12 protein-coding genes are annotated in these 13,106 nt (G+C 71.6%); 6 read left to right on the plus strand and 6 right to left on the minus strand.

From position 1 onward, the window contains the following. Window positions 1-20: 20 nt before the first annotated feature. The 4 genes from LXT23_RS39915 to LXT23_RS39930 all read right to left on the minus strand — a co-directional run bounded on the left by LXT23_RS39915 (window position 21) and on the right by LXT23_RS39930 (window position 3,560). Window positions 21-1,739 carry a CotH kinase family protein gene (locus tag LXT23_RS39915; RefSeq protein WP_253985806.1) on the minus strand — a complete coding sequence of 573 codons (1,719 nt, stop codon included), beginning with the start codon at window positions 1,737-1,739 and terminating at the stop codon, window positions 21-23. A 204-nt stretch (window positions 1,740-1,943) separates the two neighbouring features. Further along, a complete protein-coding gene (locus tag LXT23_RS39920) occupies window positions 1,944-2,570 on the minus strand; it encodes a LysE family translocator (protein ID WP_253985707.1) in 627 nt (208 codons plus the stop codon). Window positions 2,571-2,671: 101 nt separating this feature from the next. Continuing rightward, window positions 2,672-3,142, minus strand: coding sequence for a heavy metal-responsive transcriptional regulator (locus LXT23_RS39925; protein WP_253985708.1), 471 nt, complete (start codon window positions 3,140-3,142; stop codon window positions 2,672-2,674). Continuing rightward, a complete protein-coding gene (locus LXT23_RS39930) occupies window positions 3,111-3,560 on the minus strand; it encodes a hypothetical protein (RefSeq protein ID WP_253985709.1) in 450 nt (149 codons plus the stop codon). The genes LXT23_RS39925 and LXT23_RS39930 overlap by 32 nt, the downstream gene beginning before the upstream one ends. A 192-nt stretch (window positions 3,561-3,752) precedes the next feature. On the opposite strand from LXT23_RS39930, the gene LXT23_RS39935 reads away from it, so the two are divergent. Beyond that, the gene (locus LXT23_RS39935; protein ID WP_253985710.1) at window positions 3,753-6,515 is read left to right on the plus strand and encodes a TonB-dependent receptor domain-containing protein; all 2,763 of its coding nucleotides are present in this window, start codon (window positions 3,753-3,755) and stop codon (window positions 6,513-6,515) included. A 1-nt stretch (window position 6,516) separates the two neighbouring features. After that, window positions 6,517-7,824, plus strand: a complete 1,308-nt coding sequence (locus tag LXT23_RS39940) for a hypothetical protein (RefSeq protein WP_253985711.1) — start codon at window positions 6,517-6,519, stop codon at window positions 7,822-7,824. Window positions 7,825-7,830: 6 nt separating this feature from the next. On the opposite strand, the gene LXT23_RS39945 is transcribed toward LXT23_RS39940, so the two are convergent. Further along, entirely contained in the window at window positions 7,831-8,502 is a 672-nt protein-coding gene (locus LXT23_RS39945) for an abortive infection system antitoxin AbiGi family protein (RefSeq protein ID WP_253985712.1), read from the minus strand. Between the two features lie 313 nt (window positions 8,503-8,815). Between LXT23_RS39945 and LXT23_RS39950 the strand changes: the two genes are divergently transcribed. Then, window positions 8,816-9,112: an ArsR/SmtB family transcription factor gene (locus LXT23_RS39950; RefSeq protein ID WP_253985713.1), complete on the plus strand. Its 297-nt coding sequence runs from the start codon at window positions 8,816-8,818 to the stop codon at window positions 9,110-9,112. 89 nt (window positions 9,113-9,201) lie between these two features. Further along, the gene (locus LXT23_RS39955) at window positions 9,202-10,284 is read left to right on the plus strand and encodes an alkene reductase (protein ID WP_253985714.1); all 1,083 of its coding nucleotides are present in this window, start codon (window positions 9,202-9,204) and stop codon (window positions 10,282-10,284) included. 22 nt (window positions 10,285-10,306) lie between these two features. On the opposite strand, the gene LXT23_RS39960 is transcribed toward LXT23_RS39955, so the two are convergent. After that, entirely contained in the window at window positions 10,307-11,680 is a 1,374-nt protein-coding gene (locus tag LXT23_RS39960; RefSeq protein WP_253985715.1) for a cytochrome P450, read from the minus strand. A 193-nt stretch (window positions 11,681-11,873) separates the two neighbouring features. Here LXT23_RS39960 and LXT23_RS39965 point away from each other — a divergent pair, with 193 nt between their 5' ends. Beyond that, window positions 11,874-12,221 (plus strand): TonB family protein, encoded by a 348-nt coding sequence (locus LXT23_RS39965; RefSeq protein ID WP_253985716.1) that lies wholly within the window; start codon window positions 11,874-11,876, stop codon window positions 12,219-12,221. A 20-nt stretch (window positions 12,222-12,241) separates the two neighbouring features. After that, a complete protein-coding gene (deoD, locus tag LXT23_RS39970) occupies window positions 12,242-12,976 on the plus strand; it encodes a purine-nucleoside phosphorylase (RefSeq protein WP_253985717.1) in 735 nt (244 codons plus the stop codon). The last annotated feature ends 130 nt before the right edge of the window (window positions 12,977-13,106 follow it).

The following is a 13,106-nucleotide window of genomic DNA, read 5'->3' on the forward strand; positions in this document are numbered from 1 at the left end:
AGGCCGTCCGCCGCGTCACGCTACGGAAGCTGCTGCTGGAGCGCCGGCCAGCGGGTCTTCACCCACTGGCGCACGTACTCCACCTCCTGCTCGTACTCGTTGAAGTCCTGGCGGTCGTCCCAGTTGGGGAAGTTGCCCTCGCCCCCCGACGCGGCCGTGCCGAAGGTCTTGTACCGGGTGTCCCAGACGGCCCAGTCGCGCCGCGCCGCGGGCGCCGTCTCCTTCACGTAGGTGTCGATGAGGGCGAGCACCGTCTCCAGCTTCACCTCGTTCTGCAGGAGCTTGCGGTAGCGCTCGCGCATGGGCCCGGCGATGGTCGGCTCGGCCAGCATCCTCTTGAAGAGCAGGTTGTCCTCCGCGAACGTCATGCGCGCGGTGGCCGAGGTGCGGGTGGTGTCGAAGCTCTGGCCGAAGCTGGCGTCCAAATCCCAGGGGATGTAGCGCCAGGGGCCGCCGGTGGCCGGGTCATAGGCGTGGTAGGAGTTCTTCGCCTGCGAGTCCACGCCCAGGATGAGCGTGTTGAAGATCCACCAGTCCACGTAGTCGCTGGCGTTCATCCGCTGCGGGAAGTCCGCACGGAACACCTCCGCGTCCGAGTCCGAGACGAAGGCCACCAGCGCATCGTACGGGTCGAAGGCGTAGGGCTTGCCCTCCTCGGGTGTGCCCTCCTTCTTCTCCACGCCCTCCCACAGGTTGGCTTTGGGCGCACCGTTCTTCGTCAGCCGGGAGAAGTTGGCGGTGTTCAGCACGGCCTTGAACAGGTCCGCGTCCTTGTCGATGCCATGGGCGGCCATCAGCCGCTTGCTCACGTGGTCAGAGACGGTGAACAGCCCCAGGTACTTGCCGTTGACGTACAGCACCCCGCTGTAGGTGCGAATCTTCACGTGGTCCGGAGACATCCGGTTCCACAGGTCGAACGCCAGCCGCGCCCGCAGGTACGAGTTGTCGTTGAACGGGGTGATGAGCACCACGCGCTTGCGGTCCATGAAGCCGTCGCCGAAGACGGGCTCGTCGAAGAGGTCCTCGTCCTTGAACTTGAAGGTGAGGCTGCGCTTGGGGAACACGCTGGAGGTGGCGCCCCGGTACTGCGCCTCGATGTCGTGGCGCTTGCCCCGGTAGACGAGCTGCGCGGGGATGTAGCCGCCCGAGCTGAGGGCGCCCTCATGGGTGAGGTGGAACACCGGCAGGCCGTACTCCTCCGTGTAGGTCATGGGGTCGGGGATGACGACCGACGTCCGCCCGTCGGCATCCGGCGGCAGCCGCACGGCCACGCCCACCTTGAGCGTGCCCGTCTCGTCCGTGCTGCGCTCGCGCAGCGTCAGGTTCCACACCGCCGCCTGTCCCTTCGCCGTCGTCCAGCGCAGGGTGGCGGTGGTCTCGTCGAAGCTCGCACCCGCGGGCAGGTTGTCCACGGCGAAGCGCAGCGTCGGCGCGACGTGGCCGGTGCCGCACGTCACGGTGGCGGAGACGGCCTCGCCCTCCGTCACCCACTGCGGCTCGCCCGCGGTGGGCGCGCACACGGTGGGGCGCGTCGGCGGAGGCCCCGCGTCCGGCACTCCGGCGTCCGGCCCGCCTGGCGCCGGGCCCGCGTCCGGTGTCCCGCTGTCCGGGGCTCCCGCGTCAGGCAGGCCCGCGTCGGGGGGCTCATTGCCGGGAGGTCCGGGCGGCAGCCCCGGAGACTCGCCCGGCGGCCCGGCCCCGTCCGTCGGGCCCGCACCAGAGCCTCCGCACGCCACCATCAGGCCCGCGACACATGCCAGCAAGACGCTCGAAAAGCGTTTCCCGCCCACCTGGTTCCTCCCCCTCGCCCGTCCCACCCTCAGGCCAGGAGGAGTAACCATCCCGTCACGCCGGAGGGAGCCGGCGGGGACTCGCGTCTGTCGGCTCGTGGACGGTGAAGGGCAGCCAGGCAGGCGTGCCGTGACTCACCCCTGGCGGCCGGCTCAGGCCCTGCCGCGCACCGTCGCCAGCACGGCGCCGATGGAGACCAGGGCGGCGCCGGACAGCCGCTCGCGCCAGACGATGGCCCGCGTGGAGCTGGAGACGCGGCCCCCCGCGACGCCCAGCCAGGCGTAGACGGCCAGCACCGGCACCTCCACCACGACGCAGGTGAGGCCGTAGACGGCGAACTGGAGCGCGGTGTCGTGCCCGGGGCTGATGAACTGGGGCAGCAGCGAGCCGAAGGTCAGGATGGACTTGGGGTTGGCCAGCTGCTTCACCACGCCCTGCGCGAAGGCGCCGCGCCACAGCGGAGGCTTGGGCCGCTGGTCCAGCGCCAGCCCCTTCCGGGCCGAGAGGATGGTGCGGATGCCCAGGTAGACGAGGTACGCCGCGCCCACGTAGCGGATGCCGTCGAACACGAGAGGAGACGCGGCCAGCGCCGCGCCCAGCCCGGCGGCGGAGATTCCGAAGTACACCCCGTTGCCCGTCTGGACTCCGAGCGCCGCGCCCATTCCCGCGCGGAAGCCGCGCGACATCGCCTGGGACACGACCAGCAGCACGGCCGGTCCCGGGGTGATGGCGAAGAGGAACATCGTCAGCGTGAAGGTGGCCCAGAGGGTCAGGTCCATGATGGAGGTGCGGCGCGTTGGGTGTCCTGGTCCGGCAGTCTACGGAGGCGCCTGCTCCGGCATCAAATGGGCCCCCGGGTTTCGAGGGCGCGCGGGGAGGGTCAGCCCCGCGCGCGCCGGGAGGACGGGCTGGCGGGAGCGCCGCCCAGCGAGGCCAGGACGGGGCACTCGGCGTCCGCGTCCTCGCACACGCCCTCCGCCAGCAGCCCGAGGATGGCGCGCTTCATGCGCTGGAGGTCCTTCACCCGCGCGTCGATGGCCTCCAGCTTCGCCGCCGCGAAGCGCTCCACGTCGGTGGAGGAGGGCACCTTCCTGTCGGAGACGGCCAGGAGCGCGCCCACCTCCTTCAGCGAGAAGCCCAGCTCCTGCGCGCGGCGGATGAAGCGCACCCGCGTCACGTGGCGCGGCTCGTAGGCGCGGTAGCCGCTCTCCGTCCGCTGCGGGGAGGGGAGGAGCTTCTTGCGCTCGTAGAACCGCAGCGTCGGGATGCCGACGCCCGCGGCGCGGGCCAGCTCGCTGATGCGCAGGGTGGAGGGAAGGTCAGGTCGCTTCCGCGAGTCGCGCGTGCTCATGGTGTTTCCTCCAGCGCAGGATGGCACCGCCCTGGACGAAGAACCACCCCAGCTCCAGCACGAGGAAGGCGACGAGCAGGCGGGACTGCCCCAGCCAGAGCGCATGCGCCATCCACAGCGAGAACGCGGCGCGCCCCGCCGTGTCCACCGCGCCGAACGCCGGCTCGGGACGCCACACGCGGACTGCCGCCCACAGCGTGACGATGGTGCCGAACAGGCTCACGAAGAGCAGGTGGAGCGGGTCGAAGGCCGGCGGGGCCGCCCCGGCGAGGCCCAGCTGGCCATGCAGCCGGTGAAGCCCCTCCACCACCAGGCTGGCCGTCCAGGGCGTGGCGAAGGGCAGGGTGACGAACAAATCGTAAAGAGCGCTGGCGCGCACGACGCGGGCCGTGCCTTCGAGGGAGTCGGGTCGGTTCATGCACGCAACCCTACGGTCTGCACCAAGGTGCAGGGTCAAGCCCCTTTCCCTCCGCACCCGAGATGATTGCGGGCCGGGTCCTATTCCCACGAAGGGATGGACAGTTGCGGGTGCATGTGGCGTCAATGCTGGAGGCGGGCCGGAGCCACAGAGAGCCATCAGACGACCTCGGATGTGTGCTCGGGTTGGTAAATGAGAGTCCCGCTTCTTCTCGCCGTGCTGCTGTCCGCGTTGCTCGCCTTGCCGGGCATCTCGGGTGCCCAGGCGCCCCCCTCCGCCACCAGCGAGCCCCGAGCGGTGGAGGTGGATGTCCAGGTCACTGACGCCGGCACCGCCGTCTCCCAGGACGATGCGTCGCGCCTGGGGTTGGGCGCCGCCGACGGCGGGGTGTGGTTGCAGCCTCCCGTCCTGAGCTCCGACTCGCCCGCCGCGTGGCCCGAGGGGCTGGTGGGCGCTCCGGGCGAGGTGAAGCTGGAGTTGGTGGTGGACGAGCAGGGGGCCGTCACCGAGGTGAAGGTGGTGGAGGCCCCCCCGGAGGCGCGCCTCACCGAGGCCGCGCTGAAGGCCGCCCCGGGCCTGCGCTTCTCCCCCGCGAAGCTGGGGGACCGGGCGGTGTCGGTGCGCCTGCCGTTCGTCTACCGCTTCGAGCCTCCCGCCGCGCTCGCGTTCACGGACGCCCGGCTCACCGGTGAGGTGCGCGCCCGCGGCACGCGCAGGCCCCTGGCGGACGCGGCGCTCTTCCTGGATGGAAGCACCGAGCCGGCCACCCTCGTGGATGCCCAGGGGCGCTTCACCCTGGAGGTGGCGCCGGGCACCCACCGCCTCGAGGTGCGCGCGCCGGGCCACAAGTCCGCCACCTTCGAGGAGACGCTCTCCTCGGGCCAGTCCATCGAGGTGGTGTACCGGCTCCAGCCCGGCATGGTGAACCCGTATGAGACGGTGGTGCGCGACGACCGCCCGCGCACCGAGGTCACCCGCATCACCCTGCACGAGCAGGAGCTGCGCGAGGTGCCCGGCACGCAAGGCGACCCGTTCAAGGTCATCATGCTGATGCCCGGCGTGGCCAGCGTCGCCTCCGGCCTGGGCTACCCCGTGGTGCGCGGAGGCCAGCCCGCCTCCACCGGCTACTTCCTGGACGGCGTGCGCGTGCCGATGCTGTACCACCTGCTGCTCGGGCCGGCCGTCATCCACCCGGACTTCATCGACACCATCGACTTCCATCCGGGCACGCCGCCGGTGCAGTACGGGCGGCTCATGGGGGGCGCGGTGGAAGGGCGCCTCAGCAAGCCCCGCGAGGACCGGCTGCACGTCACCGCCTACGCGGACCTCGTCAACAGCGGCGGCTTCATCGAGTATCCCTTCGAGTCGACGGGCACGTCCGTCACGGTGGCCGGCCGCTACAGCTACATGGGGCTGCTCATCCCCGTGGCCTACGCCATCTTCAACAACGAGGAGGAGCACCGCCTCCATGCCGGCTTCTGGGACTACCAGGTGCGGGTGGAGCAGAAGGTGGGGCAGGGCCGGCTGCGGGTGTTCGCGCTGGGCAGCTCCGACGACGTGGGCGAGGGCGCGGGGAACTACGAGGGCGGCGTGGGCGGCACCGTCACCTCCGCCTTCCACCGGGTGGACCTGCGCGGCACGCACCCGCTGGCGGGAGGCGAGGGCGAGCTGGGCTTCACCGTGGGCCTGGACGAGATGGGCGTCGAGGGCGAGCAGATGATGGTGAACGAGCGGCTCCCCAGCCGGCCCCTGGAGGTCGTCACGGTGGGGAAGTACGGCCTGAACCAGGTCAGCTTCGCGGCCCGCGCGGGCTGGAAGCGGCCGGTGGGCGAGTCGCTGGAGCTGCACGTCGGCGGCGACGTGGAGCACCGGCGCGTGGCCACGGACATGAGCGGCACCGCGCGGCCTCCCGGCTGGCGGCCCACGGACGAGGCGCACCCGCTCAAGAAGCCCTCGTCGCTGGGGACCCTGGCTGGCGCGTTCGCGGCCGTGACGTGGCGGCCGTCCGAACGGTGGGTGGTGCTGCCCGGGGCGCGCGTGGACTCGTACCACCTGGTGCCCGGCATCACCCACGTCTCGGTGGAGCCGCGCGTCAGCGTGCGCCACACCCTCACGGAGGCGGTCACCCTCAAGGGCGGCGGAGGCGTCTACCGCCAGGCGCCCACCATCCTGCTGCACCTGCCCGCGGTGGACGCGGCCGGCCTGCGCTACGGCCTGCAGGAGGGCGCCCAGTTCGACGTGGGCGCCGAGTGGAAGGTCGCCGAGGGCCTGGAGCTGAGTGGAGACGTCTTCTACAACCCGCTGTGGCGCACGGTGGAGTTCGACGTGAAGTCGGTGCTGGAGAACCGGCAGCGCCGGGGCCTCTTGCGCGAAGACCCGGCCGCCAGCGGCTACACCTACGGCCTGGACCTGATGGTGCGCCACCCGCTGAGCCGCCACTGGTTCGGCTGGGCCACCTACAGCTTCGTCCAGAGCAAGCGCCACAAGCGCTTCCCCCGCTACGCGGACAACGCCACCGTCGAAGGGATGGCGGAGGCCGACCTGCCCTTCGCCTTCGAGCAGGCCCACGTCGTCAACGCCGCCATCAGCTACAAGCTCGGCGACAACTGGACGCTGGGCACGGTGGTGCACTTCAACACCGGCCGGCCCGAGTCCGGGGAGATCTCCTCGGTGACGCAGCGCGAGGGGATGACGCCGGACAAGTACCGCGTCTGGGTGCGGGAGGACGCGGACCGCGTGGACCGGCTGAGGCCGTTCTTCCGCGTGGACTTCCGCGCCGCGAAGTCCTGGGCCATGGAGGACTTCAACCTGGAGGCCTACCTGGACATCCTCAACCTGTCCCTCCAGCAGGAGGTCTTCGCGTACGAGTACACGCGGCAGAACGGCAAGCTGAAGCGCGAGTCCATCGGCGTGCCCGTCGTCGTCCCGCTGCTCGGCCTCAAGGGGAGCTACTGACATGCGCCGCCTCTACCTGTCCCTGGGACTGCTCGCCGTCCTCTTCTCCGCCGGCTGCGACCGGATGGATACCGACCCCATCTTCGCCTACGGCAGCGCGTGGAACCGTGACGGCACGCCCCTGGCCGGCGCGACGCTGGCCTACGAGCGCACCCTCCAGACGGACCCTCCCAACGGAGGGGGGCCGCCGGCGCCCTTCCGCATGCCCGACTTCAAGCCCTATGGCACGGCCGCCACCGAGGCCAGCGGGGACTTCTTCCTGGAGATGCGCTTCGGCGACGTCCAGGCGCCGGACCCCACGCAGCCGGAGTGGGCCCGCCAGCCCTACCGCTTCCGCGTGTCGCGGCTGGAGGAGGACGGGACGGGCACCTTCGTGTCCTTCCTCTTCTGGGACGACGTGGAGCTGCCGGCGCTGAAGCCCTGGGATGCGCGCCTGACGGTGGAGCAGGGCCCTGGAGGGCAGGTCGTGTCCTTCCAACCGGCGCCCCCCGTGCCGGAGCTGCCCCCCACCGGAGAGCTGGCGAACACCTCCACCCTGGAGCAGGAGATCGTCCCCGCCCCCCCCACGACGCCGGAGGCGGTGCTGCTCGTCACCAGTGAGGGGAAGACGGTGTACCGCTGGTGGGGCGCGACGTCGCCCTGGACGGCGAGCCCCTACATCCTGGAGGACTTCGCCAGTCCGGCGCTGCAGCTGCGGGCCCTCTCGCTGGGCGAGTGGCTGTTCCGTCCGCTGGGCGCCGTCAGCTCCTTTCTCACCTTTCGCATGGAGTGGCGCACGGCGGTGGAGCCTTTGCCCGTCGGCGGCCTCGTGCCCGTCAGCCGGGGGGCGTCGTGCGAGCCTTCGCCAGGGGAGGGCGCCTGCCCCTGGACGGATGGGCGCCTGGAGCAGGTGGGGCTCCGCGATGGACCCATCGGGCCGTCCAGCCTCATCGTCACCCTGGCGGAGCCCCGGCGGCTCCGGCATGCCGTGGTCCGGGGCATGAGCGGACACGGCGGCATCCACTTCAAGCTCGAGGGGAGCCTCGATGGCGAGCAGTGGTCGCTCCTGGCGCTCTCCCCACTGCTGCTGCCCGAGCGGGACAGGTCCTTCCTCTACTTCCCCGAGCCGCGGTTTGGTGAGCGGACCCAATGGGACAGTCCCTTCGACGGGCCGCTGCGCCCCGAGGATGGGGTGGCCTTCGGAGAGGCGCCCCTGGCCGACGTGGGGCCCGTACGCCTCGTGCGCTTCACGGCGGCGAACTTCTCCGCAGGGAATCCCGGACAGCCATTCGGGCTCTCCTCCCTGGCCGAGCTGTCCCTGTTCGAGTAGGGACGGCTAGCCCGCCTTGAGGCGCGCGGATTCCTCGGCGTGCTTCGCCAGGGCCTCGGCAATCTGCTCCGCCTTCCACAGCGGGTCCAGGCAGGGGCAGAAGTAGCCGGGGCCGGCCTTCTCCTTCACGGCCCACTCGAAGAAGCCGCGCGCGACAGGGTGCAGCTCCTCCGGAAGGAAGAGGGCGGCCACGTCGTACTCGGTGAAGCGCAAGAGCCCCGGCACGCGCCACTCCCGCTCCCAGTCGAAGCGGTAGCTGTAGGGCGCGTTGTGGGTGTCGCCCTGGATGTCCACGAAGGGCGTCATGGACCAGATGGGCTCGCGCTGGGGCTCCTTCGCCGCGAGCGCCTGCTGCACCTGGTGCTTCAGCGCGAGGTGCGCGGGCGAGGCGTACTGGACGTACCAGACGGGACCGCCGCCCTGGGAGAGGATGTAGCTCTTGCTGAAGCCGATGCCATACAGGCTGCGGCGCTGGACGAGCCGCCCGAGCTGGTCCAACGGAATCTCGCTGAAGCACACCGAGCGGTGACGCTCCGCGACGGCCGGCTCCCTGCGGGCCATGCCGAAGCCCTCTCCGCCAGGGATGAGCGTCCTCGAGCCGAGGATGTTCATCATGTTCTGGTAGGAGTCATGGTAGGGCGGCCCCGGCTTCGTGAAGTGCACCACGAAGTCAGACATGTCCCGCCACTGTGGATTTGTCTGGTAGCCAAGCATCGTCCCTACTCCGCCGGTAATGTCCCGGACGTGCGGGGGGGATGCAACCCGAGGTGGCGCGGGTGCTCGACGCCTGCTCGCCTCACGGCCGGGCGGGGCGGACCTCGCTTCGGCCCGGGCGGGCCCGCTCGGCGCCCGGACGCGCGCCCGGGGACCCGGCCGGATGCCGGCGCGAGGCGCGACAGGCCGACGGCGCCCGGGCCTCGCAGCGATGTGGGCCGGCGGCGTTGGCGTGGGCGCGTTGCGGTGCCAGGGGCCCCCTGGTTAGGGTTGCTCCGTGGCTGCTCCCGCTCCCCAGCCTTCCGCCCCGCTGACCGCCGAACACCGGGCCAAGGTGTTCAAGGCGCTGGCCGACCCGTGCCGCGTCCGCATCGTGGAGATGCTGGCGCACCAGGGAGACCTGTGCGGCAACCAGCTCGCGGAGGCCATGGGGGTGAGTGCTGCCCTCCTGTCCCACCACGGGAAGGTGCTGGAGGGCGCGGGCCTCATCTCCAAGCGGAAGGACGGGCCTCATGCCTACTGCGTCCTCAACCGCGAGCTGCTCGCCGAGGCCATCCGCGGCCTCGTGGACTGAGCGCCCGACACTCAAACATTCATTTGAATGTTTGAACGCCCCTCATTACTTCAGGCGTCATCGACTCTTTCCCTCGCGGGAGGTGCTCCATGTCGCAGCCCCTGTTCACTCCGGTGACCGTTGGTTCCCTGAAGCTTCCGCATCGCATCGTCATGGCGCCCATGACGCGCAACCGGGCGGGGCCGGAGCAGGTGCCCACGCCGCTGATGGCGGAGTACTACGCGCAGCGGGCGTCGGCGGCGCTCATCATCACCGAGGCCACCCAGGCGTCGCTCCACAGCTACGGCTACCCGAATACGCCGGGCATCCACACGGACGCGCAGGTGGAGGGCTGGCGGCGCGTCACGGACGCCGTGCACGCGCGCGGTGGCCGCATGTTCCTCCAGGTCTGGCACGTGGGGCGCATCTCCCACCCGGTGATGCTGCCGGGCGGGGCGCAGCCGGTGGCGCCGTCCGCCATCGCCGCGAAGGGCACGCTGTACACGACGCAGGGGCCGAGGGAGTTCGTCACGCCGAGGGAGCTGGCGCTGGAGGAGCTTCCGGGCCTCGTGCAGTACTTCGCCGAGGCCGCGCGCCGGGCGAAGGAGGCGGGGTTCGACGGCGTGGAGGTGCACGGGGCGAACGGCTACCTGCTGGACCAGTTCCTGAGGGATGGCAGCAACCACCGCACGGACGCGTACGGCGGCACCGTGGAGAAGCGCGCGCGCCTCCTGTTGGAGGCGACGGAGGCCGTCATCGGCGTGCTGGGCGCGGACCGGGTGGGCGTGCGGCTGTCGCCCACCAATCCGTTCAACAGCATGTCGGACTCGGACCCGGCGGCGACGTTCGGCTACGCGGCCGGGGCGCTGGACAAGCTGGGGCTGGCCTACCTTCATGTGATGGAGCCGGCGCCGGGGCTCGACATGCCGCCGGGGACGACGCGGGTGCTGCCGCTGCTGCGTGAGCGCTTCCGGGGGCCGCTGATGGTCAACGGTGGCTTCACGCCCGAGAGCGCCAACGCCATCATCACCGCGGGGATGGCGGACCTGGTGTCCTTCGGCGCGCCCTTCCTGGCCAACCCGGACCTGCCCGAGCGCTTCCAGAAGGGCGCTTCGCTCAACCCGGCGGACCCGTCCACCTTCTACGGCGGCGACGCGCGCGGCTACACGGACTACCCGGCCCTGGCGGCCTGAGTCCTGGGGCCTGGAGCCCGTGTCAAGCCTGGGTGGCCGTCACCCAGACGCCGGGGCGCGGGCGCAGGGTGATGGCCGGCGCGGGCGCGAGGTCGTGGCCCGGCGCCAGGTCCAGCCGCACGCGCTGGAGCAGCGTGGCCAGCACCAGCACCAGCTCCATCATCGCGAACTGGTTGCCGATGCACTGGCGAGGCCCGCCTCCGAACGGGAAGAAGGTGAAGCGCGGCCGCTCGCGCTCGTGCTCGGGCAGGAAGCGGTCCGGGTCGAACTTCTCGGGCGCTTCCCAGAGGCGCGGGTGGCGGTGCGTCACCCAGGGCACCAGCAGCACGTAGGAGCCCCGGGGGATGCGGAAGCCGCACACGACGTCGTCCTGGATGGCGTTGCGGGAGAAAATCCACGCGGGAGGGTAGAGGCGCAGCGACTCGTCCACCACGCGGCGGGTGAGCGCGAGCCTTGGCAGGTCCTCCACCGTGGGGTTGCGGCCCGCCAGCTCCCGGGCGAGCTCCGCCTCCAGGCTCCGCCGCACCTCGGGGTGGCGCGACAGCAGCACCACCGTCCACGCCAGCGCGCTGGCCGTCGTCTCGTGCCCGGCCAGCAGCAGCGTCATCACCTCGTCGCGCAGCTGCGTGTCGCTCATGCGCTCGCCGGTGTCCTCGTCGCGCGCCTCCATCAGCATCTGGAGGAGGTCGTGGTGTTCTGCTCCCTCCCGGTGCCGGCGCTCGATGATGGTGCGCACCACCCGGTCCAGCGTGGCCGCGTCCCGCTCGAAGCGCCGGTGTGACGGGAGGGGCAGGGCGCGGGGGAGCTGGATGAGCTGCGTGAGGCGCGCGTTGGCGAACGTCTGCACCCGGCCGAGCGCCTCGCCCACCGCGCGCGACTCGTTGCTCACGTCGGTGCCGAAGAGGGTGAGGCCGGCGATGCGCAGCGTCAGGTGCGTGAGGTCCTCCGCCACGTCGAAGGGCTGGCCGCTGGCGATGCGCGCCTCCAGCGCCGCGGCGAGGTCCGCCGTCGCGTCCACCATGGTGCGCGCGAAGCCCGCCAGGCGCTGGCGGTGGAAGGCGGGCTGGGCCAGTCGGCGCTGGCGCAACCAGAAGTCTCCCTCGCTGGTGAGCAGCCCCTGCCCGAGCAGCTCGCGTATCACCGCGAAGCCGCGCGTCTGCTTGTCGTAGTTGCGCGCGTGGTCCTGGAGGACGTGGCGAATCGCATCCGGGTGGGCCAGCAGCGTCACCGACACCGGGCCCACCCGCATGCGCACCACGTCGCCGTACTCGCGCACCTGCGCGGGGAGGAAGGTGAGCGGGTCCTTGCGCAGCGCCCGCAGGTTGCCCAGCAGCGGCTCACCGCGGGGACCCGGAGGGAGCAGCGCGGCGCTGGCGGGTGGAAGGGTGGTGGACATGGCGGTGCGCTCCCTTCTCGGGCGGGTGTTCCATTGTCGACCCGCGCGGCAGCGGGCGATAGGGGCCCGTGCTGCTTGCCGTGGGACAGGCTAGCTTCGCGCCCCGTCCACCGATGGAGGGAGCACCCTGGAGCCCCTGTCCCGCATCCGCCGTCTGAGCCTCGTCGCGCTGCTCACACTCTGCGTGGCCCCCGTGGCGCTGGCCGCCGCCGGCAGCCCGCGACTGGAGGCCTTCTTCCAGAACGAGCTGAAGAGCGCCGACTACCAGCAGAAGGTCTACACCCGCGTGGCCGGCAAGTGGCGACAGCCCGGTGCCAAGGGCACTCCGGCCCTGGGGAAGAAGACCGTCGTCCAGGCGGTGATTGGCCGCGACGGCAAGCTCGTCTCCGCCACGGTGTCCATGGAGTCGGGCTCCAAGGCGTGGGACGCCGCCGCGCTGGCCGCCGTGAAGAAGGCCGCGCCCTTCCCGCCGCTGCCCTCCACCTACAGCCTGTCCACGCTGGATGCCCACTTCCACGTATCGTGGGTGGCGGGGCCGTAGCTGCGCTAGGGTGCGCGCCCATGGCAACCCCCCATATCTCCGCCGCACCGGGCGACTTCGCCGACGTGGTGCTGATGCCCGGTGACCCCCTCCGGGCCCGTTACATCTCCGAGCGCTTCCTGGAGGAGGCCCGTGGCGTCACCTCCGTGCGCAACATGTATGGCTTCACCGGTACGTACCGGGGCCGCCGCCTGTCCGTCATGGGCCACGGCATGGGCGTCCCCTCCATCTCCATCTACGCCACCGAGCTCATCAAGACGTATGGCGCGCGCGTGCTCATCCGCGTGGGCAGCTGCGGGGCCCTGCGCCAGGACGTGAAGCTGCGGGACGTCATCGTCGCGACGGCCGCCGGCACCGACTCGAAGGTGAACCGGATGCGGCTGATGGACCATGACTTCCCGGCCGCCGCCGACTTCACCCTCGCGCGGCGGGCGGTGGAGGCGGCCGAGCGGCGCGGCAGGCCGGTGCGCGCAGGCTCCGTCTTCACGTCCGACCTCTTCTACCACCCGCAGGAGGGCCTCAACGCCACGCTGGCGCGCCTGGGCATCCTGGCCATCGAGATGGAGGTCGCCGGGCTCTACGGCGTGGCCGCGGAGCTCAATGCCCGCGCGCTGGCGCTGCTCACCGTCTCCGACCACCTGCTCTCGGGCGAGCACCTCACCCCGCAGGAGCGGCAGACGTCGTTCGACGAGATGATCGAGCTGGCGCTGGACGTCGCCGTCGCCGAGCCGCCTCCCCCGCCCGTCGCGGGCTGAGCGGCCCCGGCGCCTGCCGTCAACCGGCCCCGCCGCGCCTCTCCGGATAGCAGCCGGGCAGGGCGGTGGGCCGGCACGCTCCACTCTGGAGGGTGTGCGGTGCCGGGCCCCGGGCGGCCCCCGAGGGCAG

The organism is Pyxidicoccus xibeiensis (assembly GCF_024198175.1).
Lineage (GTDB): Bacteria > Myxococcota > Myxococcia > Myxococcales > Myxococcaceae > Myxococcus > Myxococcus xibeiensis.